29 protein-coding genes and 4 pseudogenes are annotated in these 26,619 nt (G+C 67.8%); 16 read left to right on the top strand and 17 right to left on the bottom strand.

The features are described from left to right. Positions 1-255 precede the first annotated feature (255 nt). The 6 genes from LNK82_RS12055 to LNK82_RS12030 all read left to right on the top strand — a co-directional run bounded on the left by LNK82_RS12055 (position 256) and on the right by LNK82_RS12030 (position 5,073). Positions 256-1,446: an AAA family ATPase gene (locus tag LNK82_RS12055; protein ID WP_230567034.1), complete on the top strand. Its 1,191-nt coding sequence runs from the start codon at positions 256-258 to the stop codon at positions 1,444-1,446. A gap of 48 nt (positions 1,447-1,494) precedes the next feature. Then, positions 1,495-3,414, top strand: a complete 1,920-nt coding sequence (locus tag LNK82_RS12050) for a vWA domain-containing protein (protein WP_230567033.1) — start codon at positions 1,495-1,497, stop codon at positions 3,412-3,414. 252 nt (positions 3,415-3,666) lie between these two features. Beyond that, entirely contained in the window at positions 3,667-4,218 is a 552-nt protein-coding gene (locus LNK82_RS12045; RefSeq protein ID WP_230567032.1) for a hypothetical protein, read from the top strand. Between the two features lie 154 nt (positions 4,219-4,372). After that, positions 4,373-4,558: a hypothetical protein gene (locus LNK82_RS12040; RefSeq protein WP_230567031.1), complete on the top strand. Its 186-nt coding sequence runs from the start codon at positions 4,373-4,375 to the stop codon at positions 4,556-4,558. Positions 4,559-4,572: 14 nt separating this feature from the next. Continuing rightward, positions 4,573-4,797: a hypothetical protein gene (locus tag LNK82_RS12035; protein ID WP_230567030.1), complete on the top strand. Its 225-nt coding sequence runs from the start codon at positions 4,573-4,575 to the stop codon at positions 4,795-4,797. A gap of 6 nt (positions 4,798-4,803) precedes the next feature. Then, entirely contained in the window at positions 4,804-5,073 is a 270-nt protein-coding gene (locus LNK82_RS12030) for a hypothetical protein (protein ID WP_230567029.1), read from the top strand. A gap of 97 nt (positions 5,074-5,170) precedes the next feature. On the opposite strand, the gene LNK82_RS12025 is transcribed toward LNK82_RS12030, so the two are convergent. Continuing rightward, the gene (locus LNK82_RS12025; protein ID WP_230567028.1) at positions 5,171-6,061 is read right to left on the bottom strand and encodes an SDR family NAD(P)-dependent oxidoreductase; all 891 of its coding nucleotides are present in this window, start codon (positions 6,059-6,061) and stop codon (positions 5,171-5,173) included. Between the two features lie 97 nt (positions 6,062-6,158). Between LNK82_RS12025 and LNK82_RS12020 the strand changes: the two genes are divergently transcribed. Next, the gene (locus tag LNK82_RS12020) at positions 6,159-6,824 is read left to right on the top strand and encodes a TetR/AcrR family transcriptional regulator (protein WP_230567027.1); all 666 of its coding nucleotides are present in this window, start codon (positions 6,159-6,161) and stop codon (positions 6,822-6,824) included. A 362-nt stretch (positions 6,825-7,186) separates the two neighbouring features. On the opposite strand, the gene LNK82_RS12015 is transcribed toward LNK82_RS12020, so the two are convergent. Next, positions 7,187-8,128 carry a DUF4192 domain-containing protein gene (locus LNK82_RS12015; RefSeq protein ID WP_230567026.1) on the bottom strand — a complete coding sequence of 314 codons (942 nt, stop codon included), beginning with the start codon at positions 8,126-8,128 and terminating at the stop codon, positions 7,187-7,189. Between the two features lie 68 nt (positions 8,129-8,196). After that, positions 8,197-8,811: a MarR family transcriptional regulator gene (locus tag LNK82_RS12010; protein ID WP_230567025.1), complete on the bottom strand. Its 615-nt coding sequence runs from the start codon at positions 8,809-8,811 to the stop codon at positions 8,197-8,199. 616 nt (positions 8,812-9,427) lie between these two features. Between LNK82_RS12010 and LNK82_RS48255 the strand changes: the two are divergent. Further along, positions 9,428-9,562, top strand: a pseudogene (locus LNK82_RS48255) (transposase); the annotation flags it as partial. Here the strand turns inward: LNK82_RS48255 and LNK82_RS46690 are convergent. Then, on the bottom strand, positions 9,542-9,664 hold the full coding sequence (locus tag LNK82_RS46690; protein ID WP_268996238.1) for a hypothetical protein: 123 nt from the start codon (positions 9,662-9,664) through the stop codon (positions 9,542-9,544). The pseudogene LNK82_RS48255 and the gene LNK82_RS46690 overlap by 21 nt on opposite strands. Before the next feature lie 154 nt (positions 9,665-9,818). On the opposite strand from LNK82_RS46690, the pseudogene LNK82_RS46685 reads away from it, so the two are divergent. From LNK82_RS46685 to LNK82_RS11995, 4 genes and pseudogenes are all read left to right on the top strand, one after another. Then, positions 9,819-9,965, top strand: a pseudogene (locus LNK82_RS46685) (helix-turn-helix domain-containing protein); the annotation flags it as partial. Positions 9,966-10,007: 42 nt separating this feature from the next. Further along, positions 10,008-10,451 carry a DDE-type integrase/transposase/recombinase gene (locus tag LNK82_RS12005; RefSeq protein ID WP_308257201.1) on the top strand — a complete coding sequence of 148 codons (444 nt, stop codon included), beginning with the start codon at positions 10,008-10,010 and terminating at the stop codon, positions 10,449-10,451. Then, positions 10,391-11,739, top strand: a pseudogene (locus tag LNK82_RS12000) (IS30 family transposase). Before LNK82_RS12005 ends, LNK82_RS12000 begins: the two are co-directional and overlap by 61 nt. A gap of 327 nt (positions 11,740-12,066) precedes the next feature. Continuing rightward, positions 12,067-13,149 carry an IS110 family RNA-guided transposase gene (locus LNK82_RS11995; protein WP_230567024.1) on the top strand — a complete coding sequence of 361 codons (1,083 nt, stop codon included), beginning with the start codon at positions 12,067-12,069 and terminating at the stop codon, positions 13,147-13,149. 93 nt (positions 13,150-13,242) lie between these two features. Here the strand turns inward: LNK82_RS11995 and LNK82_RS11990 are convergent, their stop codons facing one another. The 6 genes from LNK82_RS11990 to LNK82_RS11965 form a co-directional block, all read right to left on the bottom strand. Beyond that, complete coding sequence (locus LNK82_RS11990; RefSeq protein ID WP_230567023.1) at positions 13,243-14,238, bottom strand: hypothetical protein; 996 nt, start codon at positions 14,236-14,238, stop codon at positions 13,243-13,245. Between the two features lie 4 nt (positions 14,239-14,242). Continuing rightward, positions 14,243-14,533, bottom strand: a complete 291-nt coding sequence (locus LNK82_RS11985) for a hypothetical protein (RefSeq protein WP_230567022.1) — start codon at positions 14,531-14,533, stop codon at positions 14,243-14,245. A gap of 1 nt (position 14,534) precedes the next feature. Continuing rightward, positions 14,535-14,948 carry a hypothetical protein gene (locus LNK82_RS11980; protein WP_230567021.1) on the bottom strand — a complete coding sequence of 138 codons (414 nt, stop codon included), beginning with the start codon at positions 14,946-14,948 and terminating at the stop codon, positions 14,535-14,537. A gap of 10 nt (positions 14,949-14,958) precedes the next feature. Next, a complete protein-coding gene (locus LNK82_RS11975) occupies positions 14,959-15,918 on the bottom strand; it encodes a hypothetical protein (RefSeq protein WP_230567020.1) in 960 nt (319 codons plus the stop codon). Between the two features lie 58 nt (positions 15,919-15,976). Beyond that, entirely contained in the window at positions 15,977-17,689 is a 1,713-nt protein-coding gene (locus LNK82_RS11970) for a hypothetical protein (protein WP_230567019.1), read from the bottom strand. A 778-nt stretch (positions 17,690-18,467) separates the two neighbouring features. Next, positions 18,468-18,638, bottom strand: coding sequence for a hypothetical protein (locus tag LNK82_RS11965; RefSeq protein ID WP_230567018.1), 171 nt, complete (start codon positions 18,636-18,638; stop codon positions 18,468-18,470). 149 nt (positions 18,639-18,787) lie between these two features. Here LNK82_RS11965 and LNK82_RS11960 point away from each other — a divergent pair, with 149 nt between their 5' ends. After that, positions 18,788-18,946, top strand: coding sequence for a hypothetical protein (locus tag LNK82_RS11960; RefSeq protein WP_230567017.1), 159 nt, complete (start codon positions 18,788-18,790; stop codon positions 18,944-18,946). Between the two features lie 199 nt (positions 18,947-19,145). Here the strand turns inward: LNK82_RS11960 and LNK82_RS11955 are convergent, their stop codons facing one another. After that, a complete protein-coding gene (locus LNK82_RS11955) occupies positions 19,146-19,478 on the bottom strand; it encodes a non-canonical purine NTP pyrophosphatase (RefSeq protein ID WP_268996272.1) in 333 nt (110 codons plus the stop codon). On the opposite strand from LNK82_RS11955, the gene LNK82_RS47650 reads away from it, so the two are divergent. Then, positions 19,417-19,851, top strand: coding sequence for an integrase core domain-containing protein (locus tag LNK82_RS47650; protein WP_308257199.1), 435 nt, complete (start codon positions 19,417-19,419; stop codon positions 19,849-19,851). The two genes, LNK82_RS11955 and LNK82_RS47650, sit on opposite strands and share 62 nt — an antisense overlap. Before the next feature lie 36 nt (positions 19,852-19,887). On the opposite strand, the gene LNK82_RS48250 is transcribed toward LNK82_RS47650, so the two are convergent. Beyond that, positions 19,888-20,172, bottom strand: coding sequence for a DNA glycosylase AlkZ-like family protein (locus tag LNK82_RS48250; protein WP_372470466.1), 285 nt, complete (start codon positions 20,170-20,172; stop codon positions 19,888-19,890). 24 nt (positions 20,173-20,196) lie between these two features. Continuing rightward, positions 20,197-20,931 carry an alpha/beta fold hydrolase gene (locus tag LNK82_RS11945; protein ID WP_230567014.1) on the bottom strand — a complete coding sequence of 245 codons (735 nt, stop codon included), beginning with the start codon at positions 20,929-20,931 and terminating at the stop codon, positions 20,197-20,199. 80 nt (positions 20,932-21,011) lie between these two features. Between LNK82_RS11945 and LNK82_RS11940 the strand changes: the two are divergent. Both LNK82_RS11940 and LNK82_RS11935 read left to right on the top strand, forming a co-directional pair. Beyond that, positions 21,012-21,146: pseudogene (locus tag LNK82_RS11940) on the top strand (HTH domain-containing protein); the annotation flags it as partial. A 166-nt stretch (positions 21,147-21,312) separates the two neighbouring features. After that, a complete protein-coding gene (locus tag LNK82_RS11935) occupies positions 21,313-22,020 on the top strand; it encodes a WYL domain-containing protein (RefSeq protein WP_230567013.1) in 708 nt (235 codons plus the stop codon). Here LNK82_RS11935 and LNK82_RS48245 read toward each other — a convergent pair. From LNK82_RS48245 to LNK82_RS11915, 4 genes are all read right to left on the bottom strand, one after another. Further along, complete coding sequence (locus tag LNK82_RS48245; RefSeq protein WP_372470464.1) at positions 21,923-22,144, bottom strand: hypothetical protein; 222 nt, start codon at positions 22,142-22,144, stop codon at positions 21,923-21,925. The genes LNK82_RS11935 and LNK82_RS48245 overlap by 98 nt on opposite strands. Positions 22,145-22,282: 138 nt before the next feature. Beyond that, on the bottom strand, positions 22,283-24,361 hold the full coding sequence (locus tag LNK82_RS11925) for an NACHT domain-containing protein (protein ID WP_230567012.1): 2,079 nt from the start codon (positions 24,359-24,361) through the stop codon (positions 22,283-22,285). Positions 24,362-24,541: 180 nt separating this feature from the next. After that, positions 24,542-25,534, bottom strand: a complete 993-nt coding sequence (locus LNK82_RS11920; protein WP_230567011.1) for a C40 family peptidase — start codon at positions 25,532-25,534, stop codon at positions 24,542-24,544. Between the two features lie 4 nt (positions 25,535-25,538). After that, positions 25,539-26,600, bottom strand: coding sequence for a replication-relaxation family protein (locus LNK82_RS11915; RefSeq protein ID WP_230567010.1), 1,062 nt, complete (start codon positions 26,598-26,600; stop codon positions 25,539-25,541). Between the last annotated feature and the right edge of the window lie 19 nt (positions 26,601-26,619).

The following is a 26,619-nucleotide window of genomic DNA, read 5'->3' as shown; positions in this document are numbered from 1 at the left end:
CGGGAATCGCATCGAATACCGAACCTGGCGTTAGCTGTACCCGATGGAGGAATGATGGACGAAACCGCTGTTCCCGCCGTTGTCGAACCGAAGTGCCCCGGTTGCGCGTTGGGTGACCGGCGTGTATCGGCATCCGGTGAGATCGTCACGATGCACGAACTGTCGTGTACGGCGTTGCCCGCACCGGGCGCGGCCGGCACGTCGGGCGTTCGGCGCGGTGGTCCCAGTGCCGGGAAACCGTTGGGAATGGCGACGATGCCCGCCCCGGCCGCCACCGCCCGGCCGTCGGTGTCGGCGGCGGTTCCCCGGTTGCGTAGCGGTGAGCTGCGCGCGATGGTCGCCGGCGTCCTGGCCGACAGCGCGCCCGCCGCGTTGACCCCGCGCGTGATCGCGGCCAGGTTGAACCGGTCTTCCGGGGCGGTGGGCAATGCGTGCCGGACGTTGGCCGGTCAGGGTGCGGCGGAGGTCGCGTCGACGTCGCCGCTGGCCTATCGGGCGACTACCACCACGGCGACCGCCGCCGCCCCGGCCCGCGCGCCGCGCCGGAAACCCGCCGCCGCGCGACGGACGGGAACCGTGTCCACGGGTGCCCCTGCCGCGCCCGCCGGGAAACGATCGGCGGGCGCGGTGACCGGTCCGGTGTTGCGTCCCAACGGCACGGAGTACCACCCGCGTTTGGTGGCGGGGACGATGTTGCCCGACGTGACGGCATTGCGGCGATTGAAGGAGGCGGGGGTCGCCGCGCTGTTGTACGGGCCACCGGGGACGGGCAAGACGTCGGTGGTGGAGGCGGCGTTCCCGGACTGCGTCACGGTGCAGGGCGACGGGGACACGGTGGTGGCCGACCTGGTGGGCGACTACACGAAGACCCCGGACGGCGAGTTCGTATTCGTGCACGGTCCTCTGGTTCGCGCGATGCGCGAGGGCGTGCCGTTGTTCATCGACGACGCGACCCTGATCCCGCCGACCGTGCTCGCCGTGGTCTACCCCGCGATGGACGGCCGCCGGCAGATCGTCGTCAAGGCCAACGGGGGAGAGGTCGTGGACGCCGCGCCGGGGTTCTACGTGGTCGCCGGCCACAACCCCGGCGTGCACGGGGCGGTGCTCACCGACGCCCTCTCGTCCCGGTTCTCGGTGCAGGTCCAGGTGTCCAGCGACTACGACCTCGCCGACCAGTTGGGGGTGGACCCGAAGGTGGTGCGGGTGGCACGCAACCTCGCCACCCGGCAGGAACGCGGCGAGGTCGGTTGGGCACCGCAACTACGGGAGCTGTTGGCGTTCAAGAAGATCACCGCCGTACTCGGAATCGACGCCGCCGCCGCGAACCTGGTGGGCATCGCACCGGAAGTGGACAGGGACACCGTCGCCGCCGTCGTGCGCGACGCCTTCGGACGCATCGTCAAACCCCTCGCCCTGGGAGCCCGCATCACCGCCACCACACGCTGACCCGCCCCCGCCCCGCCGACGCGCGACCGTCCCGAAAGGACACTCGCCATGAGCACCCACCTCACCACCGACCCGCACGCCACCGGTGCCGCCGTCTTCCCGACCCGCCCGGAATGGCTGACCCTGTCCGCCGCCATCGCCGACGAGGTCCCCGTGATCGCCGACCGGAACGACCTCGTGGTCAGCGTCGCCCCCGGCGCGGGCAGCGGTGCCCCGGCGTGTTTCTACCCCGCCCGCGCGCTGATCGAAATCGACGGCGACCACCTCGGCGTCGACCCCGCCACCGTGGACCCCGCGAACCTGTCCGACCGGTCCCGCTACGCCCCGACGTGGGGCGCGCTGACCCACGAATGCGGACACGCCAAACACACCGCCTGGGAACCACCGCCCGACGCCCCGCCCGGCGTGGTCGCCGCCGCCATGCTGCTGGAAGAGCCCCGCATGGAAGCCGCACAGGTACGCCGCCGCCCGGACGACCGGCACTGGTTGCGGGCGTGCGTCAAGGGCATCGTCGCCGCCGACCTGCACCTGTTCGCCGACCCCGCCACCGCCCCGCAGATGACCAAAGCCGACGCCGCCCGCGCCGCCGCCCTGCTGCTGGGACGCGCCGACGGAGGCGTGCTCACCCGAGCCGAGGTCGCCCCCGTCGCGCGGGTCGTGCGGGACGTGCTCGGCGAGGACGCCCTGGACAAGCTGCGGGCAGTGTGGCGCAAAGCGTTGCGCACCGCCGACGACGACGGCGAGACCATGCTCGACCTCGGACGGCAGTGGTGCGAGATCACCGGCACCGACCCGGACACCGGCAAACCCGCCCCCGGCGCGGCACCCGACCCGTCGGGCGGCACCACCGGCACCGAAGGCGGACCGGCCACACCACCCCCTGTCGGCGGCACGCCGTCGCCGCTGGCCGGCGCGATCACCGCCGTGCTGGACAAGGTGGCGCGCAAGACGGCGCGGGAGAAGCCGCCGCAGGACCCCGCCGCCGTCGCCGCCGCAGCGAAGGCCCGAGAGGCCGCCGCCGGGAACGTCGCCCGGACGGCGGCGCGCGCGGTGTTCGACGCCGGCGGTCCGGACGACGGGGCGACCACCACCACGGCGGGCACCCGCCCGCCCACCCCGCAGGAACGCTCGGCGGCACGCGTGTTGGCGCGGGCATTGGACACCGCCGGGCTCCGGGAACGGGTGACGGTCAAGTCCACCTCGGACGTGCCGCCGGGCCGGTTGCGGATGCGCGGGGTCCGCGCATCCGAGGCCCAACGCGCCGCCGGGGCCACGGTGACCGCAGAACCGTTCACCCGCGTCACCCGCACCCCCGTACCGACCCCGCCGCTGCGGCTCGGGGTGGCGTGCGACGTGTCCGGCTCGATGGGATGGGTACGCGACCACGTGGCCTCGGCCACGTGGATCCTCGCCGACGCCGCCCGCCACACCAGGGTCCCCGCCGACACCGCCAGCGTGATCTTCGGCAACCGGGTGCGACCACTGACCCACCCCGGCAAACACCCCGCCCACGTCACCGAGTTCCACACCCTCGACAACTGGGAGGACATCCCCACCGCCCTGGACGCCCTCGACGGAGCCCTCGGCCTGTCCCACCCCGGCGCGGCGCGGCTGTTGGTCGTAGTGTCCGACGGCCGGTTCCCCGACCAACCCCGCCGCGACGGGCAGCGCAAACTCGACCGGATGCGCGCCGCCGGATGCGCCGTGCTGTGGCTGACCATCAGCGACTACGACACCCCTCTCGACGGTGCGATCGTCCGCCGAATCGAGGTTCACGACCCGAAGTCCGCCACACGCCCGGACGGCACGGCGACCACCTGGTGCCTCTGCGGGTGGACCAGCCCCGCCACCACCCGGCCACAGGCAACCGTCCTGGTTCAGCAGCACCGCGACACCACCCCACCCATCACCGCCACGGCGCGGATCATCGGGCGCGCCGCCACCGCCGCCCTGCGCGCCGCCCGCTAGCCCACCCGCCGATCCAGGACCTGGCACCCCGTCCCGAACCATCCGCCGACGCCGACCACTCACACGCGAGATGACCATGATGACCGACACCACCGGACTCCCGACCGTGGGCGACGCGATCACCGCCCTGTCCGCCCACGACCCCGCCACGCCGCTGCGGGTCGCAACCCAGCCCGGTTCCCCGACGCAACACCACCTTGTCCGGGTTGGCTACCTCCCCGCTTTCGCCGGCGACGCCCTCGGGTGGCCGCGATGACCACCACGTCGCCCGGACTCGCCGAACGCGCGGTACGCGCCGCGCACGCGCACCGCGCCGCCGACCCCGACGGATTCCGCCGTCGCCACGACAACCCCGAGACGTGGAACCGGTGGGCACGTCGCGCCCGTGTCGTCCGCACCGTCGCCACCGCCCTGCACGTACCGGTGGATGCCGTGCTGGTCACCGACGACCCCCACCGCACCTACCCCACCCGCACCGGAGACGTCCCCGGCGACCTGATCACCGTCACCGACCCGCCAACCGGGAGCACGTGGCGGTTCATCCCCGACCACACCACCCCCGGCCAGTCGTGGCTGCTGCTCGACCGGTGCCCCGGCTGCGACGCCGAGGTCGTCGTCGCCAGAGTCGCCGCCCTGGCCGACCTCGGCGACCACCTCGACCCCGACCGCGACACACGACCCGCCTCGTGGAACCCCGATCCGGCCGACCACCGGCCAGGCTGTACGGCCACCGAACCGCCGCCGCCCCGCCCCCCGCCCCCCGCGGCCACGGCGAAGGGCCGTTCGAAGGGCCGTGGGCTTTGAAACCCGGGTGATCCCATGACCGGCCGTGCGGCGGTCGATCGTGCTGGCAAGGGCCTTCGGTCGTGCTGAACACGGCGGCTGCCAGACCCGACAACAATAGTTGTAGGGCCGATGGCATGGTCCAGGCCGTTCCGTACGCACCGGGGGAGACCGCGTGCTCAGGATTCACTTCACCCGCGACGACGTTGCCCGAACTCGGATCGCGCCGGTTCCGGATCCGCTCTGGGAACTGGTGATGGGCCTGCACCTGCTCCGGCCACAACCAGGCGACCTGTTGTTCCGGGACTGGCGCCGAACCGCCGCGGCGGCCATCCGGCGGCCGCGCTGGGCGACCGGCTGAGCCTGCTGCTGGCGTTGACCCCGCCCGTCGGGTACTTCCCGGACTTCCTCAACCCCAGCGCGGCCATGGCCGGCCTGGACCACGGCCTGGAGGCCATCCGGTCCACTCCGAAGGCCGCTCTCGACCACGACCTGCGGCATCTCGTGCAGACGCGACACCTGCCCGACGACGCCCGCAAGCTCGCCCACGGTGAACCGGCGGTGCTCGCCGAACTCACCGAAACCATGCGCACGTGCTAGCAGCTGATGATCACCCCCTACCGGCGGACGATCGAGGCGGCCGTCGAACGCGACCGGCAGCTGCGTGCCCGTGCCCTCGCCGACGGCGGCGTCGAGGGCCTGTTGACCGGCCTGCGCCCCACGATGAGCTGGGACTCCGGCGAGCTGCGCATCCCAGGGCACCGCGACCAGGACCTGCACCTCAACGGGCGCCGCCTGCTGCTCGTCCCCTCGTACTTCTGCCTCACCGGGCCGGTGACGATGTTCGACCCCACGCTGCCACCGGTGGTGGTCTAGTCCCAGAATAGGTGCTGGCGTGACCGGCGGTGCCACCGTGACCGGTGGGGCACCGATTTTCATCCCGGAACGGGCCTCCTACCAAGGAGACATGTGGCTAGACGGGGAATTTCACGCCGGTGAGGTTCTCGGAGACGGCCCACAGGCGTTGCTGGACGGTGACGTCGTAGGACGCCGGGCTGGACGCGACGACCTGCGGGTCTCCCCGGAATCCGCCGAGACCGTCCGGGCCGTAGTACTGGCCGCCGAGGACGGCGGGGTCGGTGGCCGCGCGCAGCGACGGCAGCGCGCCCCTGTCCGCCTTCTGGCTCACCAGGGGCACTATCACCGGGAGGAGCACCCGCAGGGCGCGGGGTGAGCTGCGCACCAGTTCGGTGGCGGCCACGCCCGGGTGCGCCGCCACGGCGATCGTCGAGGCGTGCCGCATGAGCCGGCGCTGCAGTTCGTAGGTGAACAGCAGGTTCGCCAGCTTGGATTGGGCGTAGGCCCCCATCCGGCTGTAGGACCGCTCCGACTGCAGGTCGTCGAAGTGGACGGCCCCGCTGCGGTGGCCCACGCTGCTGACCGTCACGACCCGGGAATCGGACCTGGGCAGCAGCAGGTCCAGCAGCAGCCCGGTGAACGCGAAGTGGCCGAGGTGATTGGTGCCGAACTGCAGTTCGAACCCGTCCCGGGTGGTCTGCCTCGGCGTGTTCATCACGCCGGCGTTGTTGATCAGCAGGTCGATGCCGGGCAGGGTGGCGTGCAGGTCGGCCGCGGCGGCACGGATCGAGTCCAATGACGTCAGGTCCAACTCCTGCACGGTCACGTCGCCGGTCATGCATGCGGCCGCCTTCTTGCCCTTGTCGACGTCCCGTACGGCCAGTACCACCGTCGCTCCGTGGTCGGCCAGGGCGCGGGCGGTTTCGAAGCCCAGCCCGGCGTTGGCGCCGGTCACGACTGCCACCCGGCCGTTCTGGGCCGGGATGTCGCGTTCGTTCCACTTCATGGCACTCTCCTCGCAGACCGGCGGTCTGTTATGCGCCCCAACGGTAAGAGACCATGGGTCTATAGTCAAGGGACCGGCGGTTTGTAAACTGTGGCTCATGACATTCCAGCGAGCGCGCAGCGCGGAGCAGCGCGAACTCCGACGCCAGGCGATCCTGGACACGGCGGCGGCGATGCTCGACGAGATGCCGGTCGCCGAGATCAGCCTCAACGAGCTGAGCCGGCGGGTCGGGCTGGCCAAGTCGAACGTGCTGCGCTACTTCGAGTCCCGTGAGGCGGTGCTGTTCGAACTGCTGGCACAAGCCCTGGCAAGCTGGCTGGCGCAGGTGCCGGAGGAACTCGCCGCCGGTGTCCACCAGGGCGCCTCGGTGCGGGAGCGCGGGGATCAGGTGGCCGCGGTGCTGAGCGCGTCCCTCGCCCGCCAGGCGGTCCTGCTGGATCTGCTCAACGCACAGCACGGCGTGCTGGAGCACAACGTGTCGGTCGAGGCCCTCGTGCGGTTCAAGCGGTCCGCCATCGCCAGCATCGCGTCCATCGCCGACCTCATCCGCCGACACCTTCCGGAACTCGGCGACGATGCCCAAACCGTCGTCATGATGACGTTGATGCTGGCCGGCACCCTGTCGTCCCACTGCCGACCCTCGGCCAGCGCGCTCGCCGCCTACGAGACCGACCCCACTCTGGTCTCGCTGCCCCTGGACCTGCGCACGACCCTGGAAAACACCGTCGCCACGCTGATCGCGGGCACTCTGGCGCGGACCTAGCCTCGATCTTTCGTCTGGTTGCCGAGTGAGGTGCTCACGGGAGCTTTGCTGTGAGTGGTGCCTTTGGGCAGGACTGTTCCCCGGCGCCGCCGGTTCTCCAGGTTCTTGTCGTGGGTCTGGGATGTTGGTTCAGGTGGAACACAGCGCGGCATAGCCGGTGTCGATGAGGTGGTTGTAGGGCCAGTCGAGCGGTTCACCACAGTGGGCTGAATCGGCTGCGGCGTGGGGTCATGGGGCTCTCGGACAGGGCTTGCCCTGGACGGCGGTGAGGGAAGGGCCGGGGGGGGGGCCCCCGGGGGGCCCCCCCACGGCTGTCGAGAATCAAGTCCGGGCAAGAGCGCAGACCGACGTTCGGGCGTGCGTCACAGTTGGGAGATCAGTTCCCGACCTTGCCGGGCCAGCTCGGGCAGGGCTTCCGCAGGGACGCCGTTGCGCAGCGCGGTGCCGAGCAGTTCAGCGAGACGGTGTCCTGGGCAGCTCCTCTTGGCGTGTCCGACCGCGGCGGCGGTCAGGTCGAGGTCCCGTCGCGAGTAGGCGAACGCGGCCAGGAGTGCGGCCGGTTCGGCTCGTTCGGGCGTGGGGCTGGCCCGGACCAGTTCGGTCCACAACGCCTCGGCGCGGTCGGCGTGCTCGCCGGCGGCGAAGGACAGGCAGGCGTCGCGGACCAGCGGGTTGGTCAGTGCGAAAGCCAGGTCGGCGACCTCGCGATCGGTCAGCGGTTGTGTGCGGTCGCCGGCGCGGAGCACGTGTTCGTGCAGCAGGTCGAAGCGGCTTCGCCGGGGGCTGGGTTGTCCTGGGGCGGCGGGGCGGTCCTCGGCGGTGGGGTCGGTTCGGCGATGGAGGTCGTCGAGCAGTTCGACCCGTCGCGCGAGGACGTCCTGCGGGTCGGGCAGCAGGACCGTCGGGGTGATGGTGCCGACTGTGGCTCGGTCGGTGACGACCCAGACCCGCTGTCCGTCGAAGGTGTAGACCCAGTCGGCGTGGCGGAGGTCCTGCCATGGCCACGGCCACCCGTCCGACGGCGGATAGCGCAGGCCGTCGTCCCGATCGGCCCACGCATCGACCAGGGCGGCTGTGGCGGTGGTGAAGCTGTGCGGGTCGGTTGCCTCCAGCAGCCTCCGGCCGGAGTCGATGGCGCGCAGTGACGCCGGGTCGGCGTCGCCTTGGACGGAACCGAGCCAGCGCGGTTGGGTGCCGTGCTCGTCGTAGAAGTCGGCGATGGCGTGGCAGGACGACGTGGAGGTGAGGGCGTCGTGCTCTTCGTGATCGTCGGCGGTGGCGTCCGCCGGGCCGGTGATGCGCATGGTTGTGCTCCCGTAGGTCGTCCGGCGTGAGTGGTGGGGCGGGCGGCGATACCAGTGCCCCCGGGCCGTCAGGTGCGTACGGCGGAGTCGTCGTGGGCCGGGGCGAGCGCGTACTTCCTGGGCTTGTCGCTGGTGCGCACGGCGTAGCCGTCGGCGACCAGCTTCTCCAGCGCGTTGTGCACCGCACCGGCCGACCGGTTCAGCGCCCTGCCCATCGCATTCGGGCTGAAGTCCTGCCCGGAGTGCTCCCGCAGGTGGTCCTCGACCATTCCGCGCAACGCCCCCGGTGCCAAGCGCTCGCCCTTCGACCTCGTATCCGCCTGCGCCTCATCCGCCGCAGCAGCGGGCGGGTCGTCCTCGGGAGCGGGCTGGTCACCGGTCGGCCCGTTATTCGCAGACGGGTCTTCAGCGGAGGGCTGGTCACTGGTGATGATCGACCAGCGGTCGGCGGGACGCGATCCACCGTCGGCGATCCCGGCGGTTCGGGTGACGAGACCGTCCTTCTCCCAGCGGGTGAGGATCTTAGGTGCGGTGGACTTGCCGATCCCGGCGGCGGTCGACAGCGCGGCGGCGGTGCTGCCGGGGTTGGCCAGCAGTGCCTGCCACAGTTTCTCCTCGGTGTCGGTCCGCGGCTTCGCCGGGTCGGGGACAGCCCGCAGCGTCGGTGTGGCGTTGGTGGACATGACTACCTCGCAGGAAGTGACGTGTGGTGTGGTGGTCATGCCCCGGCCGGAGCGGGTGCGGCCCCCGGTGCGCATCCGGTAGTACCGGGCCGCACGACTATGGACGCTTCCTTGTCCCGCGAAGTCAAGCGGAGCGTCGAACGATCCGTCCGTCTTCTATGGACGGTCGTGTTACAACCAGCGATATCTGTCACTTACCAGCGATTACTGTCACCAAAGGGTTTCGTTGTTGTCGTGCCCTGTTCGAACGAAGATGGCGGAGCTTCGGACCTAGGTAGCGGAGGTAGCGGCGGAGTTCGGGGGAGATGGCTGATGCCCCGCGTACCCCGCCTGGAGCTGGTCATCGGGGGCTCGCCTGCCGCCTCGATCGAGGCCTTCGAGGTCGCGTTCGCCGACGATGACGGTGAGCGACGCCTGGAGCTGACCGCCGCCTTGACCGTGCCGTTCGAGTCGTGCCACACCGCGCGGTGTTTAGGTACCCGACCGGCCTGCTCGACGGCGCGGAGCGATCCTCCCCTGGTTCTTCGGAGTCGGGTTGCTGGATGATCACTCATCTCAGTAGCCCGGAGGACAACCCACGACGCCCAAGCGGTACCCACCCGAGTTCCGGCGCAAAGTCCTCGACCTGGTCGCGTCCGGCCGCCGTGTCGCCCAGGTCGCGGCGGACCTCGACATCAGTGACCAGACGATCTACGCCTGGCGCCGCCAGGAGCTCATCGACTCCGGGCAACTACCCGGCACCACCAGCACCGACCACGCCGAACTGGTCGCGGCGCGTCGTCGGATCGCAGAACTCGAGGCCGAGGTCGCCGTCCACCCGGCGCGCCGCCGAACTGCTCAAGGACGGCAGCACCCCAAAAGACGGTACGAGGCGGTCACGGTGATCGTCTCCGAAGGGCGGTCGATTCAACTCGCCTGCCGCGTGCTCGGAGTGTCCGAGTCCGGCTTCTACGACTGGCGAGGCCGCGCGCCCTCGCCGCGGGCGATCCCGCCAGGCATGGCTCGTCGATCTGATCCGCGAAATCCATGTCGAGTCGTTCCAGGTCTACGGCGCCCCACGAGTGCACGCCGAACTCACCCTCGGCCGCGGGATCACCGTCGGACACAACACCATCGCACTTCTCATGCGCCGCAACGGAATCAAAAGCCTTCCCAACCGACGCAGACCACGGCCGAAACACGACACGCCCACCGCGGTGGACCTGGTCGACCGCGACTTCGCCAGACCTGCGCCGAACCAGTTGTGGGTCACCGACATCACCGAACATCCCACCCGTGAGGGAAAGGTGTACTGCGCGGTCGTGCTCGACGTGCACTCCCGCCGCGTCGTCGGCTGGTCGATCGACTCCAGCCAGACCGCGGCCCTGGCCACCAACGCCCTCGGCATGGCGATCTCGAACCGGTCCCCGCTGTCGGACACGGTGATCCACTCCGACCACGAAGTCCAAGGTGAGTTCAACTGGTCGTCGCAACACTTCGATGACGGAGGTGTTGGATGGGATGGCCGAGGAAGCAGGTGCCGCAGGCGCCGAGCGGAGCTCGACGTCAGTGGGCCACGGATAGGGCGATGCGGGCGCCGATGCGCTCACCGGGGCGTCCGGAGCCGTCGCGGGCGGTTCAGCGGGATTTCTGGCGTCTGATCGCCTCCGGGGTCACGACGGTCCAGGCCGCGGAGGGGGTCGGCGTGTCGTCGCCGGTCGGGATCCGCTGGTTTCGACACGCTGGCGGGATGACGCCGCTGAACCTCGACGATCCCACCGGCCGGTACCTGTCGTTCGTCGAGAGGGAAGAGATCGCGCTGCTGAGGGCTCGGGACATGGGCGTGCGTGAGATCGCGCGCGTGATCGGCCGCGACCCGGGGACCGTGTCCCGTGAGCCGCGGTGCAATGCCGCGACCAGGGGTGGCAGGTCGGTCTATCGCGCCGTGGTGGCGCAGTGGAAGGCGCAGCAGGCGGCGAAGCGCCCGAAAACGGCGAAGCTCGCGGGTGACGAGCGGTTGCGCGAGTACGTGCAGGACCGGCTCGCCGGCGATGTCCGTCGCCCCGACGGCACGGTCGTCGCCGGCCCCGCGACGCCGCCGTGGAAGGGCCTGAACAAACCGCATCGGGCTGACAGGCGGTGGTCGACGGCGTGGAGTCCGGAGCAGATCGCGCATCGCCTGAGGCTCGACTTCCCCGATGACGAGTCCATGCGCATCAGCCACGAGGCGATCTACCAGTCACTGTTCATTCAGGGGCGAGGCGCGCTCAAGCGTGAACTGGTCACGTGTCTGCGCACGGGCCGAGCGCTGCGAGAGCCGAGGGCCCGGTCGCGGAACAAGCCGCAGGGACACGTCACCGCCGATGTCGTCCTCGGCGAGCGCCCCGCCGAGGTTGAAGACCGAGCCGTCCCCGGCCACTGGGAAGGGGATCTGATCATCGGGTCGGGCCGCTCGGCGATCGGCACCATTGTCGAGCGCAGCAGCCGCTCCACGCTCCTGGTGCATCTGCCGCGGCTGGAGGGCTGGGGCGAGACGCCGCCCGTGAGGAACGGCCTGTCGCTCGGCGGCTACGGCGCCGTCGCGATGAACGCCGCCCTGACGGTGTCGATGACGACGCTGCCCGAGCAGCTCCGCAAGACCCTCACCTGGGACCGGGGGAAGGAACTGTCTGCACACGCCCGGTTCGCTCTCGACACCGGCACGAGAGTGTTCTTCGCCGACCCCCACTCACCGTGGCAACGGCCGACGAACGAGAACACGAACGGGCTGCTGCGTCAGTACTTCCCCAAGGGCACCGACCTGTCGAGGTGGTCCGCCGAGGACCTCGAAGCCGTCGCCCTGGCCCTGAACAACCGGCCCCGCAAAGTCCTCGGCTGGAAGACCCCGCCGAGGTATTCACCGAACAGCTACAGTCGCTCCAACAGCCCGGTTTTGCATCGACCGGTTGAACTCGCCCAATTCACATCGTGGACTTTCACGAGGCGTGCCAAGGAATCCAGTCTTCTACCGTCGATGGGTTCGATCGGCGACTGCTATGACTGTGAGACTGGTAGTCGCCACCAGGCGGCCTGACTCCTGCTTATGACTGACCCCGCAGTTCGGGTGTCCTTGCTGTTGATCTGTCGTCCGCCTGGTGGTGCACCACCCAGTGGTGCCGGCCGGACGGGCAGTGACCTCATAGGAGCCTGACCGCAGCAGGTCCCGTCACAGTCCCGTCCACCCGACCGGCCGGCGTCACGAACCCCGTGTCCCCGGTCTCGGAGGTGGAGCCCGCGATGCCCAGTGTGAAAAGCGATCCCCGGTTGCGTCGAGTCGTCATCGGCGTCGACACCCACAAACACGTCCACGTCGCCGTCGCCCTGGACGACATCGGCGGACGCCTCGACACCCGTTCCTTCACCGCCGACCGGGACGGCTACCGACAGCTGCTGGAGTGGGCCGCCGGGTTCGGTGCGAAGCGGCTCGTGTTCGGCATCGAGGGCACCGGCTCCTACGGCGCCGGACTGACCTCCGCCGTGCGCCGCCGCGGACTGGGCGCGGTCGAGGTGCTGCGCACCGACCGACGCGACCGCAGGCTGCGCGGCAAGAGCGACACCATCGACGCCGAGAACGCCGCCCGCGCCGTGCTCAACGACACCGCCACCGCCGTGCCCACGACCAACGACGGCACGGTCGAGATGCTGCGCCAGATCAAGGTCGCCAAGGACGTCGCGGTCAAGGCCCGCACCTCGGCCATGATCACCCTCAAGGCCGTGCTCGTCACCGCCGACCCCGAACTGCGCGAGCAACTGCAACCCTTGACGAAGATGGCACTGATCCACCGCTGCGCCGGCCTGCGCCCCGGCACGGTCGACAGCGTCACCGCCGCGACCAAACACACCCTGCGCGCCATCGCCCGCCGATGGCAACACCTCGACGCCGAGGTCAAGACCCACGAGACACTGCTGGGCGAGCTCACCACCCGGCTGGTGCCGCAACTGGTCGACGCCTTCGGCATCGGCGCCGACACCGCCTCCGAGATGCTCATCGTCGCAGGCGACAACATCGACCGCGTCCGCTCCGAGCCCGCCTGGGCCCGGTTGTGCGGTGTCGCCCCGATCCCGGCATCCTCCGGCATGACCAACCGACACCGACTCAACCGCGGCGGACACCGCCAGGCCAACGCAGCCCTCTACCGCGCCGTCATCGTCCGCATGCGCTTCCACCAACCCACCATCGCCTACGTCGCCCGACGAACCACCGAAGGCAAGACCAAAGCCGAGATCATCCGCTGCCTCAAACGCCTACTGGCCAGGGAAATCTGGGCACTACTACGATCCCTGCGCACCCTGGCCACCAGCACCACACAGGCCGCTTGACAACTATAGGAGCGTCTGTGAGTTCTAGCCAACTCCGGTGGGAGCGATCAGCTAATCAAGTCTCCATCAACGTCGAAGCGCTTCAAGTCGAACTCAGAGACTCGGGAAGTTTAACCATGCCCATGTGGCGTCACAGAGAAGAACATCAAAGCCATCGGCGGTCAGGATTTGGTCCTGACGCAGCGTATCGCCGGCCCGCAGCGCGTTGATCCATCGTTGACCGGTCTCCTCGGCGATGCGGGCGAGGACATCGGGATCTGTTAGCGATCCACAAACGTGGATCGCGACAACGTTGGGCATTCCGCGAGCGATGTCGTGCTCCACGTCGACGATGTCGTCGATCCAGCCGAAGAGCTCGCCGATCGGGTTTGCTACGCGGACCAAGGCGTTCGCCTGTTGTTGCGAGAATCCGTTGAACAGCGCCGCCATTGTCAGGCTAACAGCGAACGTGGCCACACTGAGTTGAGTTCTGCTCGTCGCCGATCCAATGTCGAGGCGTAGGCTTTCCAGCTGCTGACGGTAGGCCGCCCGAATGACCGTGAGAATGAGGTCAGCGATATCATCCCCACGCCGGCTCAGTAGTGCCGCGGCAAGTAGATCTGCAATCGCGGCCGCTATGTCATGAGTGAGAGAAACGAGCGGGTGCGATAGGGGCGGCGGCCTCGGAACCGATCGGGGTATCGAGGTGAGTACGTCCTCCAGGTAGGGCACGGTCTCGGGTAGCAACTCCCGGGTTTCGTCGCATATCCCGTCGAAACACGTCACGAACATGTTGATCAGGCGTGCGGCGTCCATGCCAATGCCTTCCGAGCCGCGCGGACTGCGTCCGGCCCGGACGGCATTGGCGATGGTCTCCCCGAAGAGGGCGGATCGTGGTAGCGCCTGCACGAATTCGAAACGCGGGTCGGCGACGAGATTGCTGACCGTGGTGAGAGTGCCGGCTCGCCAGAACCGACCTTCCCTATCATCGACCTGTAGCCGATGAGCGACCCGGTCGACATTCCGGAAGTACCTCGCACTGTCTAGACCCGTTAGAATCTCCCTCCCGGCAGTCGACACGATACCGCGCCAGGCCGCCTCGCGCAGCAAGTCGCTACCAACCACTACTCGTTCCTCCCTCCGGTTTCGGCGGCTTCGGCGGCAACTTATTCAAACAGACCTCCTGAATGGTTCCCGAGTGTTGTGCGCGGTCTATAGCGAAGAGGCGACTAACGTATCCCGGCGCACCGGTGTCCACAATGTAACCAGTGAAATAATCATCGATAATGGCGATAAACTGTCCGTTCGCGTCGGTCGTGAAGGTCGTGACACCGTCGGAGACCCAGCCCTTGATATGCGCGCTGTTGGCACAGTCGGTTAGCTGTAGTGTGACCGCCCATGCCATGTCATTCTCCCCTCGTATAGCCGAAGAGGGACGGGCCGGTGAAATGCCCGGCCGGGATACCGGGCCGGCCCGCAGTAGCCATCACGACAGCGTCTTGCGCGAGCCGCACGAAGTGCTCGGACCCCAGCTTTAGATGTCCTTCGCGTACAGCGACGCCGACGATCTGGACGGCGGCAGACACCTTCTCGACGAGAGTGCCCACACTGTCGATCGGGAATATCTCCTCAGGCAGCGCCTCGATCGCGCGACCCAAGTCGATAGTCTCACCGTCGACCTCCAATGGCGACTTCTCAAGGTTTCGCCGTAGATTCTCTGCCGACGATATAGGCAGGAGCCGAACAAGCTGACGGGAAACCTCAAGAGTGATGCGAGCGGCTGGGTACTGTTCGATGACGAGCCTTTCCAACTCGGCCATGTCTCCTATGTTACGGTCGACCATCTACTTTCACCTCATCTCCAATGTGCAATGTATCGTCCGAAGCAGTCCTAATCGACGACTCGCGGGTCAGCAGCGCGGAATAACCGCCAAGCGGAACTCCGCCATCCAACTGTCGGAGATGCACCATAAGATCTCCGGCGACGTCGGGCAGAGCAAGTTCAACGTCGACTACAGCACCCTTCTCGCTATTCCGAGCAGCAATCACGATATAGGGTTTGATATCGAACGCCCGCACCTCAGCCAGTTGCTTTTCCTCCATTTCTTGCAGCGCACGCACTCGACGGGTCAATGCAGCTGCAGCCACCGGGTCCTGGACCGACTCGATCGCCGCGCGCGCGTTGCGCAGCGCGGTCGGCCCCGGGCGCAAAAAATGTTCGCTGTTCCGGGCGAGATACGCCGTCGCATCCACCTGTGGCTGCGCGCCCCCTTCCCCGACCACGGCCGCCTGTAGACGCAATGAGAGCGAGTTGGCCGTGCCCGCCTTCACGACGTGGAGGTTCCGCTGCCCCACGTGACGGTCGTGCACCGGGCTGTAGCCCATTGTTGCCGGGTCCATCGGACTCGAGGATGCTTTGACCAGCAGGCAGGGGTGTCCTCCGGCCACGGTGGGTCGGATCCAGGTCTGGGGGCAGGTGACGGCGGTGGCGGACAGCCCCGGTAGGTCATCGATCCAAGCTGTGCCGATCACATGCGGCTCTACCTGGCCGATACCAAGGACCGGATCGACGATCGCGAAATCCACCCGAGTCGGTGACGCCGGAAACTGGCCCAGGTTCCACACCCTAGCATGCACTGTAAACGGAATGTCTGCGATAATCGTGCCGTAGTTCGTCCCACCAGTAATCCAAATGTCCGGCGATAGCCAGAAGACATCACCTGCCGGAATGTCCCGGTATCCCCAGTCCGCATCGTCATAACGCACGACAAGCCAGGTGCCGTAGGGCACTGGTCTCGGCCGCTGTGGCTTTTTCTGGGCGTGCTCCCTGTCCATGGCCACGAAGCCCTCACGACTCGGGAACGACGTTGACGGGTGACGCATAGGGTGAAGCAAGTTCCCAGGTCAACCAGCCGCGGCCACGATCGCCGTCAAGGTTCCAGTTGGGCAGGTCGTCCGGATCGGCTAGCAGGAGCGCGATGGCCGCTGGGACTGCGGGTCCAAAGTACTCAGACATTCCACCGGGCCATGGAGTTGGAGGCTGGTCCTGGACGCCATGACTCGACGGGTTGGCTGTTGCATCGTCGACCATCGCCGACGGCCAGAGTCCCGGGCGCTCGAACACGGCGGTGATCGGCATCTCCATCGGTTCGGTTGGCCGCGACGTCCACGTACTCAACGCTCCGTCCCACGGCTGACGCAGCCCTTCTATCGGAGCCGACTTTGCCACGGCTGCACCGGAGGCAAAGGGCACCTCCTTGCCGGAAAAGGAAAGAACGAGTTCGTTAACTGCGAGATCCCGAGGGTATGGATGCTGCACGGCACCGAGCACACAAAGGTTGTGCAACGCGGTGAGGCCGTTTGACAGGTAGCTTTTAAGCCAATAGACATCGCACCGCAATGAGTTCCAATCCGGCTCCGTTGCACCACCGATGATCACGGCGATCCCCGCGACGAGCGCGGCGGCACCCACTATAAACCCGCCGAAGAACACAGCTACGACTCCCAGCAGCGCGAGAATGATTCCGGAGACGATCTCGGCCACATCGGGATCCACCTTGGGTGCCGGAGGTTGGGGCAGGAACGGCGCCCCTGTGATCGGATTGACCTGAGTTGGATCCACCCATGGCGGAGGGCCAGCGTCCGCACAGGTGCCAAACGGCGGCGCGCCCGGCAGCGGGTTGCATCCGATTACTGCACCTGACGTTTGGAACCACAGCACGGCGGTCAGCCCTGTATATGCCTTTTGCAAACTGTCCGCGGTAAATCCGACCGTTCCGACGGTCCCATAAACGTCGACGAACGCATGAAGCCAGTAATCGACAAAATCAGCCGGAAGTAGCTGTGCGATCGGTTGCTCATCGGCGATGGCCTTCGCGTGAGCCTCGTGATCAATTTTAACCCCGGTGACATTAACCTTATCCTGAAGCCCTGCGACGCACACGCCAGCCCAATCAGAGAATGGCGGCGACGGAATATCTCCGGACATTGTCGCGCCCGTACGGTAAAAACCCCAGACCCATGTGTCAATAAAGTTCGACACCCAGCGGTGACGCCACCAGTGTGTGCGATAAGCCGAGCCGACCGACGCATTCACGAAGCCACTACCTGCAGTGAGCGCGACAAAGGCGACCTGCCAGCCACGGGAATAGGCGATAAACCTCGGATCACCGGATGCTTCGGCATGTTTCCGCAGTGCGCGCACGAATCGCCCGGTTTGTTTTCCATGAAGCCAGTCACGGCCGGTCCACACGGCAGGTGGAATCAAGTTGACAGGGTCGTCGATTCGCGGCCGAGAGGCGCTTCCCATGAGTTGTCCCAGAAGAAGCAATCGCGCGGGGTCGCTGAACTGTGCCAGGATGAGAGTAAGATCCGCAGAGGCCTGGTTGAGCGTTGCAGATGCATCGGCATCCACGATAGATTGCAGTGCAGTTTTATCCTGAGCGGCAACGGCACTGTCAACGCTGTCGAGTAGTGATTGCAACGTCCGCAGAACCGGCGCGACGCCAGGGATTCCACTCGCAGTGTCTCCGACTGCGATTTTAAAAACCTCTTTCCACACGGCCCAATAAGGTGTCCTGCCTGGGCCGCCCAATGTGGTTGACTGGTCAGAGGGAACAAAGTCGCCGAGCGCGGGGCCAAGCGCACCGAGGAAGTACCACGCAGGTTGAGCATCTACGACAGCCCTTTCTGTAGGCGGCAAAGAATTCGCCACCCGCTCGGCGATCAACAGCCGGGTAGCCAGTCCAACCATAATCGCCTCACAGGTCTATAATCCTGCATAACCTCCAACTTCGTGCACTGTATCCGCAGTCTCGGCGGCATCGTCAATGCCCCGTACGGATTACGATGGCATCACTCTGCGTGATATTTGCAGCGGGGTGGGCAGCGCAACTCGGTTTCGGAACACGTTACAGCGTCGCCGACTGTCGGCACGGCCACCACAACCGACAGTGGTAATCCGATCGGGGCACATTTAAGGTGACTTGACTTTTTGTGGCGTACCAGTGCGTGACGCTGGAACTGAGCTTTCACCATCGGCGGGCAGGACGGGCGAGCGCTTGCAGCCGCGCGTGTGCCGAAGCGGCTGGCCGACGTGGCCGTCCTGTAGGACGCTCAACAGCCGCGCCGTCTGTCGCGCAACGCGGCGGTGATCAAGCTGCTCACGCTCACCCTCCAGCGGGCCGGTCTTGAGACCGAACCCGATAGCCGAGAACGGCTGTCGCCGTCCTGCAAGCGCACCCAAGATGTAGTGGCTCTAGCGGATCTAGATACCAGATGTGGGCACAGCTTGCGGTGTTGACCGTGAAGCAAGCCGCCACGCCGACACGGCCCGGCGGTCAATACCGGAGCCAGCCGACGATGGCGTCCACGTCCGCCACGGCGCGAGCCTGCTTCAGGGCTTGCTCTTCGATCTGTGGCCTGCGGGCGCGTAGGGCGAGAGCCAGGTCGCGCAGGCGGGTGGTGAACTGGCGCAGCACGGCGAGGTCGATGGCGAAGTTGCCCCGCAATATAGCGGCGGAAGGGGATCACTCCTTCGGGTGCGGCGGCGGGGAGTTGTGGTCGTGCCGCTTCGGGTGTGGTGAGCAGGGCGACGATGGTGACGGGTCCGCCGCAGTGGGGGCATTCACGCTGTGCGGCGGGTTGTGGGAGGTGGTCGATGGGATCGGCTGTGCCGGTTGACCCGGAGGCGGGTCGCCCCGGTGTGCGGGCAGTCGACGCCCCGGTCTGGGGCAAGCACGTCAACCAGATCACCGGGCGCGAACTGCGCCCTGCTCGCTACTGCTCGCGCGTGCCGTTCGACGGTGTGCCGCAGTGAAGCCCGGTCCGACACGGGGCTGTCGGACCGGGGCACTGGCAAACGCGTCCACACAACGGACACGCCCGCTGAGCACGATATCCGCTGCCGCATCAGGCACGCCCGGTCCTGTTGCGACCTCTACGCCGTAGCCGGTGGAACGTGGCGCAAGGTGATCGAACCGCACCCGGCCATGTGAGTCGTAGGCGACCTGCGGTACTCAGCTGCTGGCGATGCCCAGGCCCTTGCGCAGCTCGTCAACGGCCAGCCGCCGATGCGAGACAGCGTTCTTCTGCTCGCTCGACATCTCGGCGAAGGTCAGGTCGCTGCCGTCTGGCAGAAAGATGGAGTCGTAGCCGAAGCCGCCGTCGCCGCGGCGCTCGGTGATGAGCGCGCCGGACAGCGAGCCGGTGAAGATCCGGACACCGTCAGCGTCGGCGTAGCCCAGCGCGGTCGTCACGGTGGCCCGGCGGTCCTCGAAGCGCGCCGCCATGTCGAGGATGCCCTGGGGGCCCACGGTCGACAGGAACCACGCCACCAGCGCGCCGGGCAGGCCGTGCCAGGCGGTCCCGAGGTATTCACCGAACAGCTACAGTCGCTCCAACAGCCCGGTGTTGCATCGACCGGTTGAACTCGCCCAATTCACATCGTGGACCTTCACCAGGCGTGCCAAGGAATCCGGTCTTCTACCGTCGATGGGCTCGATCGGCGACTGCTACGACAGTGCGATGATCAAATCGTTCTGGGGACGCGTCCAGACCGAGCTGCTCGACCGCCGACGATGGCGCACCCGCCTCGAGTTGGCCAACGCCCTGTTCGAGTACCTCGAGATGTTCCACAACCGCCGCCGACGCCACACCGCACTCGGGATGCTCACACCGATCGAGTACGAGCTCCGACACGCCAGGATCGCTCCAGTAGCCTGAACTCCAGCAACCCGACTCCGCCAAACGGGGTGAGGATCAAAGCCACCGAGCTACCGGGAACCTCAGAGCAGGTGTGGTGTGCAAGGTGCCGCGCAGATACCAGGCGCGGACGATGCTGCGGTCGTCCTGATAGGCCGCGCGGATGGCGCGGGCGGTGATGGCCCGCCCGCGCACCCGGATGCCCGGGGCGGCTGCCATCGTGTCTTGCGCTTGGACGGCGAAGACCCGCCGGACGACTGCTTCCGCCGTAGTCTCCCGTACTTCGCCTGCCAGCGCTTGGGCACCGGCCCGCAACAGTCGTACACGCGTGTGGTCAGGCATGCGGCTGCGTCCGATCTGGCGAGGTCAGGAGACGGCCGCGTCGAGCAGGTCGGCTAGCTCGGCGGGCGCCGAGAGCATCGGCCAATGCCCCGTGGGCAGGTCGAAACGCCGCCATGGAGGCTGGTTCAGGTAGGCGAGCATCGGAATCCCGGCATCGAGCAGGGCCTTGAAGTCGTGGCAGGCGATCAGGACGCGGTCCACGCCGGGACCGGGGTCGGTGGGGTCGGCGAGGCGCTGGGTGTAGGTGCCGAACGGATGCGGGGTGGCACGCGCAAGCAGACGCTCCAGCTCGGGCTCGTCGAGTCCGTCGAGGCTGCTGGACATGCCGAGAATGTCGATCGGCGGCATTGCCAGCTGCCACCCGTCCCCGAGGGCGGTTACCTGCTGACGCAGCTGGTCGGCTACTTGCGGTGGCATGAGGTCGAGCATGCACATGCCTGGGGCGAACGGGGCGCTGTCCACGTGGACCACGCGCTCCAGCCGGTGGCCGAGGCGTCCTGCGGCCCCGGTGACCGGAGCGGCGGCGTAGCTGTGGGCGACCAAGGTGATGTCACGCAGGTCCTGCCGCTCGACCAGATCGGTGATGTCGCTGATGTGGGTGCTCAGGTTCGTCTGGGGACCGCCCAGGTCGGCGCGCTCGGCCAGGCCGGTCAGCGTCACCGCTACCGCGGTGTGGCCGCGTTCCCGCAGAGCGCGAGCGGTCTCTTCCCAGGCCCATGCCCCGAGCCAGGCGCCGGGAACCAGTACGAAGGTAGCCATGTGATCTCCCTGAAGTGCGGTGTTGGCCGGAGCGTAAGCTCGATACAGGACACAATCCGCCCTATAATGTTGGGTGATCCATGTCGCATCCCCTCACTCGTGTGCTGACGCTGCTGGAACTCCTCCAGTCCCACGCTCGACTCACCGGAGCCGAACTGGCCGAGCGCCTCGGCACCGACGTCCGCACCGTGCGCCGATACACCGCGCACCTGCGGGACCTCGGTATCCCTGTGGAGGCAGAACGCGGCCGCTACGGCGGCTACCGACTGGCCCGCGGATACCGAATGCCCCCATTGGTCCTCACCAACGACGAGGCACTTGCCGTTGTCCTGGGCCTGGTCGCCGCGGAACGCCTCGGCATGGGCACCACGGTGCTGGCCAGTGCAGGCGCCCTTGCGAAGATCGAGCGGGTGCTGCCGCAGGCGCTGCGCGAACCGCTCGCCGCCATCCGCGAATCCCTCGCATTCACCGGCAACGCCGTCATCGGGCAAGCCCCCGGGGGCCGGCATTCTGCCCGCCCTGGCCCAAGCCACCCGCATCTGCACGACGGTCTGCATCAGCTACCAGTCGTGGCGCCAGCAGCGCACCGAACGCGATGTCGATCCCTACGGCGTGGTCTTCCACAACGGCCGCTGGTACCTCGTCGGTTACGATCACCTCCGAGACACCCTGCGAACCTTCCGCGTCGACCGCATCGAATCCGTTACCTCCCAGGCCCGCGACTTCACCGCCCCCAACGGCTTCGACCCCGTCGCCCACCTGACTTCGGCTCTGGCGCAGGTTCCCTACCGCTGGCAAGTCGAGGTGACCATCCATGGACCCATCGACGCGATCGCCCGCCGACTGCCCCGCTCGGTGGCAACTCTCACCGCTGGCACCACCGGCGTCCTCATGCACGCCCGCGCAGAACGCCTCGACGGCATGGCTCACCTGCTCGCCTCCCTGGAATGGCCGTTCACCATCCACCGCCCCGACGAACTACGGCAAGCCCTCAAGACACTGGCCAGCGAGCTCGCCGAAGCCGCAGAGCGAGAACCGGCGATTGTCTCCGCTGTGCCCGCGAGGAGAAGGCTGAGCAGGCGCGATTGAAAGCGGAGGAGCTCGCTGTCGTCAGGGAGAGCTGGTCCCTGGTGTGATGGATAGTTTGGGCGGTGCGGGGCAGGACGACTCCGGCGGCGGCGTAGGCGGCCTTGGTCAGCCCGGAGCAGTCCAAGCCCGTGCGGCCGCCGTCGGGTCCGTTGTCACCCAGATGTAGGGCAGACCGCGCATTTTGTAGTTAAGCGGATGCTTTCGATTCAATGTCTCCGGCGCGATGCCGTTCGTTCCCGACGCGTGGGCGAGGCGAGTTGGCCTAGGAATGCCTTGCCCACCAGTCCCTGTAGAGCCGGTGGACGAAATCGTACTCTGACCCGGCTTTGCGGAGGATGATCCGTCCGTCGGCCCAAGCCAGGAACGCGCCGAGGTCCCGGGGCCAAGAGCCGATCCTGACCTGCTGACGGTATGCCTCCAGTGGCGTGTGGACATCATTGACAGCGTATTGTGCCGCGTACACGACACCGGCGGCGAACCCTGCGAGCGGGCCGATCGCGAACGTGCCGAGAAGCGTGATCTCAGGGTCGGGATCGATTCCCCAGTAGGCCGACTTGGCGAGTGTGGTGCCGATCCCGGCTACCAGGGCGGTGGTGGCGCCGACCACCGCCCCGGCGATCAGGACTGCGGACACAGACGTGGCCAGGCGGCCCAGTGGCCGGGTCAGCCATGTCAGCACCGACGTGGTGATGTCGTCGGCCAGACGGACGGTGCCTTCCGCCCATAGCATGACGCTCACCGTGATTCCGACGGTCATCAGCAGCAAGATCCAAGCGCCGATGAAGAGCAGCCCGAACCAGCCTGAATCCGTCGACGCGAGGTTCCGCACCATCCACCAGCCGAAGGAGAAATTCACCACGGCGATTCCGGCCGTCAGCACAGTGGACGCCGATTCACGACGGCCCGATTCGTCCGTCGTCCTCAGGCGCCAGTCTTCGATCGTGCGGTCGCCGATGAACCACTTCGGTCTGTCGGCGCGGACCCAGGCGGCCAGTGCCGCCGCACCGGCGGCCACCGGTGCGGCCTGCCATGGTCCGAGCAGCAGCGTTGTCACGGCGGCGATGACAGCAATCGGGATGACGCCGAACGCGGCCAGCCGCCAGCGAACCCACGTCCAGTCGATCGTGTTGTCGCCGTACCACGCAACCGACAACACTCTGGCCGCGCCTGCGCGGATTCCCGCCGAGTCCGTAGCGGCCAGCCCTTGCGCCAGTGAAGCCAACCACCGCCTGGCGTCCGAGTCGCTGTACCCGCCGTCGGCGAGTACTGCCCGTGGCCGGCTGAGCATCCGTCGGGTGTACGCGGCGAACAGGCTGTCCAGGTCGACCGGCGTCTTAATGTCGGTGTCCTGGTAGGCCAGCGCGGCGATGCTCAGGGTCAGCGGGGTGCGCAGCAGGTTGCGAAGCGCGTCATCGACGGCGATGGAAGCCCGCAGGCCGTCGAGTTGCGGTCCGATCGACGCCAGCCAGGCGTCGGCTTCCTGCTCGGTGAGTGGCTGGATCAGCACTGCACCCGACAGCTTGAGCAGCGGCTTGACCTCGGCGTGGTAATGGTCGATCCGGCATGTCACCGCGATCGGCGTGCCACTGTGCCGTTCGCGGAAGCGGTTGAGGGCGTTCACACAGGCCCGTAGGCGTGCGGTGGGCACCTCGTCGAGACCGTCGAGCAGCAGTGCGGCCATCCCGTGCTCGATGACATGGTCGGCTTCGCGTTCGGTCAGGTCGTAAAACCTTCGCAGCTCGTCGGAGGCCCATTTGCCCAATTCCACCTTGTCCGGCCACGACGAGAGATAGAGCACCACAGGCACGGATTCGGTCGGAGCGGACGTCTCGATCAGGTCTCTGGCCAGCTCGAGCAGCATGGTCGTCTTGCCCGCGCCAGGACCGCCGAGGATCAGCAACTTCTGCCCGAACCGCTTGAACACCGTCACAGGCGATGCCCCCGACGTCATTATCCCGTCGCCGTCGTCGCCGTAACCCTGTAACAGCACCTGAGCGGGGTGCGTCACCAGAGCCTGGCGCGAGACCAGGCTCAGCTCCAGCCGCAGCACCTCTCCGAGCGAGCGGGCCAGCACTCCGTCAACCCAGATCCGGCGGGTCGTAGCGAGCAGCCTGGCCCGCAGGCGGGACTCCTCGGCCTCGGTCAGTGGTCGCGCCGCGCCCGGGCGGCATGCCTCCCAGACGACGTAGGCGGCGGTCGCGACCAGCCCGACGAGCAGTGACTGCCACGGGTACAGCTGGATCACGCGCAACGGTCCTGGGAAGGTGGTGTCGGTGGCGGCGTTGACGGCGATGGCGACGTAGATCGGCAAAATCGCCAGTGCCAACACGACCCGGATCACGTGCGATCGAGTCACCGCACCTCCCGGATCCGGATGACCGCCAGCAATTCTAGCCGGAGCGGCCCTGTCGCGCTCCGAATCCGGATACGAGCTGACCTCGGCACGACCTCGATCGCAGCTCTTCCGCAGTGCATGAGCAAGTGCTCGCGCCGTGCTCAAGTACACGCGAAAACGATCACGTTACTGCGGAAGGCGCAAACCCGCAGTAGAAGCCGCCGGACGAGTTGCCCCGGCGTAGTCGTCGCCGTGGTACCGGTGGTTGTCGATCTGTACGGGTTGGCCGAAGGTCGGGGCGTTGATCATGAGTCTGGCGCCGATGTAGAGGCCGACGTGGTGGATGTTGCCGGGTGTGCCGTAGAAGACGAGGTCGCCCGGCAGTAGCGGCTGGCCCGGTGGGACGTGGGGGCTTGCGTCGAACTGGGTCTGTGCGGTGCGGGGCAGGGTGATTCCGGCGGCGGCGTAGGCGGCCTTGGTCAGCCCGGAGCAGTCGAAGCCTGTGTGGTTGCCGTCCGGGCCGTCGCCGCCCCATACGTAGGGCAGGCCTCGCATGCCGCAGGCGTAGTTGATCGCCATCAGGGTGACGGTGTTGGGGGCTTGGATGGCGTTGCAGTCGCCGTTGCCGACGCTGGTAGCGGCGGCTTCGGCGTACTCGGCGGCCTGTTGGAGGACCATGTCGACGTACCAGTCGGCGTGGTTGTAGGCGTAGATCGCCGCCCGGAGGTCGCCTCGCCGTGCGCCTTCGTCGCACAGGAGGAAGGCGGCGGCGTGGATGGCGTCGTGCGGGTTGTACCGGGAGGGCGGGGTGGCGCCGCCGGGCGGGATCCGGTGTGCGGCGATGACGCCGTCGAAGGTCGGGGCGAGGAACTGCATCGGACCGCCGGCCCCGGCGTGGTTCTCGCCCTCGGTCACGCCGGGTGCTTCGAGACGCCCGTGGTCGGACTCGACCTTGCCGATGGCGGCGAGCACGGTCCAGTCCAGCTCGGGGCAGTGGGGCGCGGCGGTGACGTAGAGCCGGCAGTACTCGGGTGGGATGTCGGCGATGGGGTCGGCGCAGTCGATGGTGGTGTTCGACGAGCCGGTGAACAGCGCGGACACCAGTGCGAGCACGCCTTGGGCGATCAGGAGGGGGATGAGCAGCAGCGTGGCGGTGGCGGTGGTCGTCTGGGTGGACATCGGCTCACCGCCTCTCCGGTCGGCCCGCCCCGCGGACCGGAGGTGTGGGTGGCATCGGCGGGGGTGGTGGGGCCGTCGGATGTGGCGAGTCGGGCCCGAGGTCGGCCTCGCCGTTGTGCGGGTCCGGTGGCGGAACGTGGGGCCAGGCGCCGGGCAGCTCCGTCAGAGTCCGTCGCCGCGGCCCTCCGGCCGAGGTGTCCAGCGGAAGCCAGACGTCGTCGGCAGGGCTGGGGTGGGCGATTCCGGGGTTGAGCAGTTCGGCTGCGGCGGTGGCGACGGGTACCGAGCGCGGCTCGTCCAGTTCGCGCCAGGCGTGCGCCAGCAGTCGGCGGGCTGTGGCTTCCCGTCGTGACGTCGGCAGCCACAGCAGCAGTGGGGTGGTTATCCCGGTGGCTTGGGCGAGCGCGGCGTAGCCGGTGAGTTTCCCGGCGAGTTTGGTGAGGACCTCGGTGCCGAAGTCGTATTCCAGGAACCACTCGACCTGCTGGTCGCCGTCGTTCCAGCGGCCGTAGCCGTCGGGTTTGACCAGGTCGCCGAAGTGGCGTGCGCAGCGGGTCTCCGACCACCACGCCGCCAACGTCACCTGCTCGCCCGGACGGGAGTGGCGGGCGCGGTCGACCAGCGCGGTGAACCACTCGTTGACCCCGACGGTGTGGGCGAGCCGCAGGCTGTGGGCGAAGCCGAAGACCCGGTCGTGCCGGTAGCCCATCGACTTGACGTCGGTGCCGTCCTCGGCGGCGAGCACGGCCGCACCGGCGGGCGCCAGCACGTAGTGCATCGGCGCGGTGCCGACGGTGACGAAGGGCTGGAAACGGTCGACGACGCCCCAGGTGTAGAGCTCGCGCAGCCTCATCCGCCCGGACCGGAAGCTGGGGAAGGCGAGTGCGGTGATCTGGTGGGTGGTGAGCACCTTGTGTTCCCACAGCATCCGCGCGATCCATTTGTCGCGCGGGGTCAGCCGTGACACCAACACGGCTTGGTGCTCGGCGGTGTTCGCGGCACGCGGGTTCGGGCGGGCCGGCTTGTGGCCGCGCAATGTCCGCTGGCGGGTGGGATTGGTGATCACGTGGACCTCCCGGGAATGC

Source organism: Saccharothrix luteola (genome assembly GCF_020859565.1).
GTDB classification, from domain to species: Bacteria; Actinomycetota; Actinomycetes; order Mycobacteriales; family Pseudonocardiaceae; genus Actinosynnema; species Actinosynnema luteola.
This window is presented reverse-complemented; position numbering and strand designations above follow the sequence as displayed.

Excerpts from the sequence above, each read along its gene's own strand:
- LNK82_RS11920 (WP_230567011.1), bottom strand. The coding sequence starts at position 25,534 with ATGTCCACCCAGACGACCACCGCCACCGCCACGCTGCTGCTCATCCCC.
- LNK82_RS12025 (WP_230567028.1), bottom strand. The coding sequence starts at position 6,061 with ATGAAGTGGAACGAACGCGACATCCCGGCCCAGAACGGCCGGGTGGCA.
- LNK82_RS11985 (WP_230567022.1), bottom strand. The coding sequence starts at position 14,533 with ATGGCATGGGCGGTCACACTACAGCTAACCGACTGTGCCAACAGCGCG.
- LNK82_RS12045 (WP_230567032.1), top strand. The coding sequence starts at position 3,667 with ATGACCACCACGTCGCCCGGACTCGCCGAACGCGCGGTACGCGCCGCG.
- LNK82_RS12050 (WP_230567033.1), top strand. The coding sequence starts at position 1,495 with ATGAGCACCCACCTCACCACCGACCCGCACGCCACCGGTGCCGCCGTC.
- LNK82_RS12020 (WP_230567027.1), top strand. The coding sequence starts at position 6,159 with ATGACATTCCAGCGAGCGCGCAGCGCGGAGCAGCGCGAACTCCGACGC.
- LNK82_RS11945 (WP_230567014.1), bottom strand. The coding sequence starts at position 20,931 with ATGGCTACCTTCGTACTGGTTCCCGGCGCCTGGCTCGGGGCATGGGCC.
- LNK82_RS11995 (WP_230567024.1), top strand. The coding sequence starts at position 12,067 with ATGCCCAGTGTGAAAAGCGATCCCCGGTTGCGTCGAGTCGTCATCGGC.
- LNK82_RS48250 (WP_372470466.1), bottom strand. The coding sequence starts at position 20,172 with ATGCCTGACCACACGCGTGTACGACTGTTGCGGGCCGGTGCCCAAGCG.
- LNK82_RS47650 (WP_308257199.1), top strand. The coding sequence starts at position 19,417 with ATGTCGAGGATGCCCTGGGGGCCCACGGTCGACAGGAACCACGCCACC.
- LNK82_RS12015 (WP_230567026.1), bottom strand. The coding sequence starts at position 8,128 with ATGCGCATCACCGGCCCGGCGGACGCCACCGCCGACGATCACGAAGAG.
- LNK82_RS11980 (WP_230567021.1), bottom strand. The coding sequence starts at position 14,948 with ATGGCCGAGTTGGAAAGGCTCGTCATCGAACAGTACCCAGCCGCTCGC.
- LNK82_RS12010 (WP_230567025.1), bottom strand. The coding sequence starts at position 8,811 with ATGTCCACCAACGCCACACCGACGCTGCGGGCTGTCCCCGACCCGGCG.
- LNK82_RS11960 (WP_230567017.1), top strand. The coding sequence starts at position 18,788 with ATGGGATCGGCTGTGCCGGTTGACCCGGAGGCGGGTCGCCCCGGTGTG.
- LNK82_RS12030 (WP_230567029.1), top strand. The coding sequence starts at position 4,804 with ATGATCACCCCCTACCGGCGGACGATCGAGGCGGCCGTCGAACGCGAC.
- LNK82_RS12055 (WP_230567034.1), top strand. The coding sequence starts at position 256 with ATGCCCGCCCCGGCCGCCACCGCCCGGCCGTCGGTGTCGGCGGCGGTT.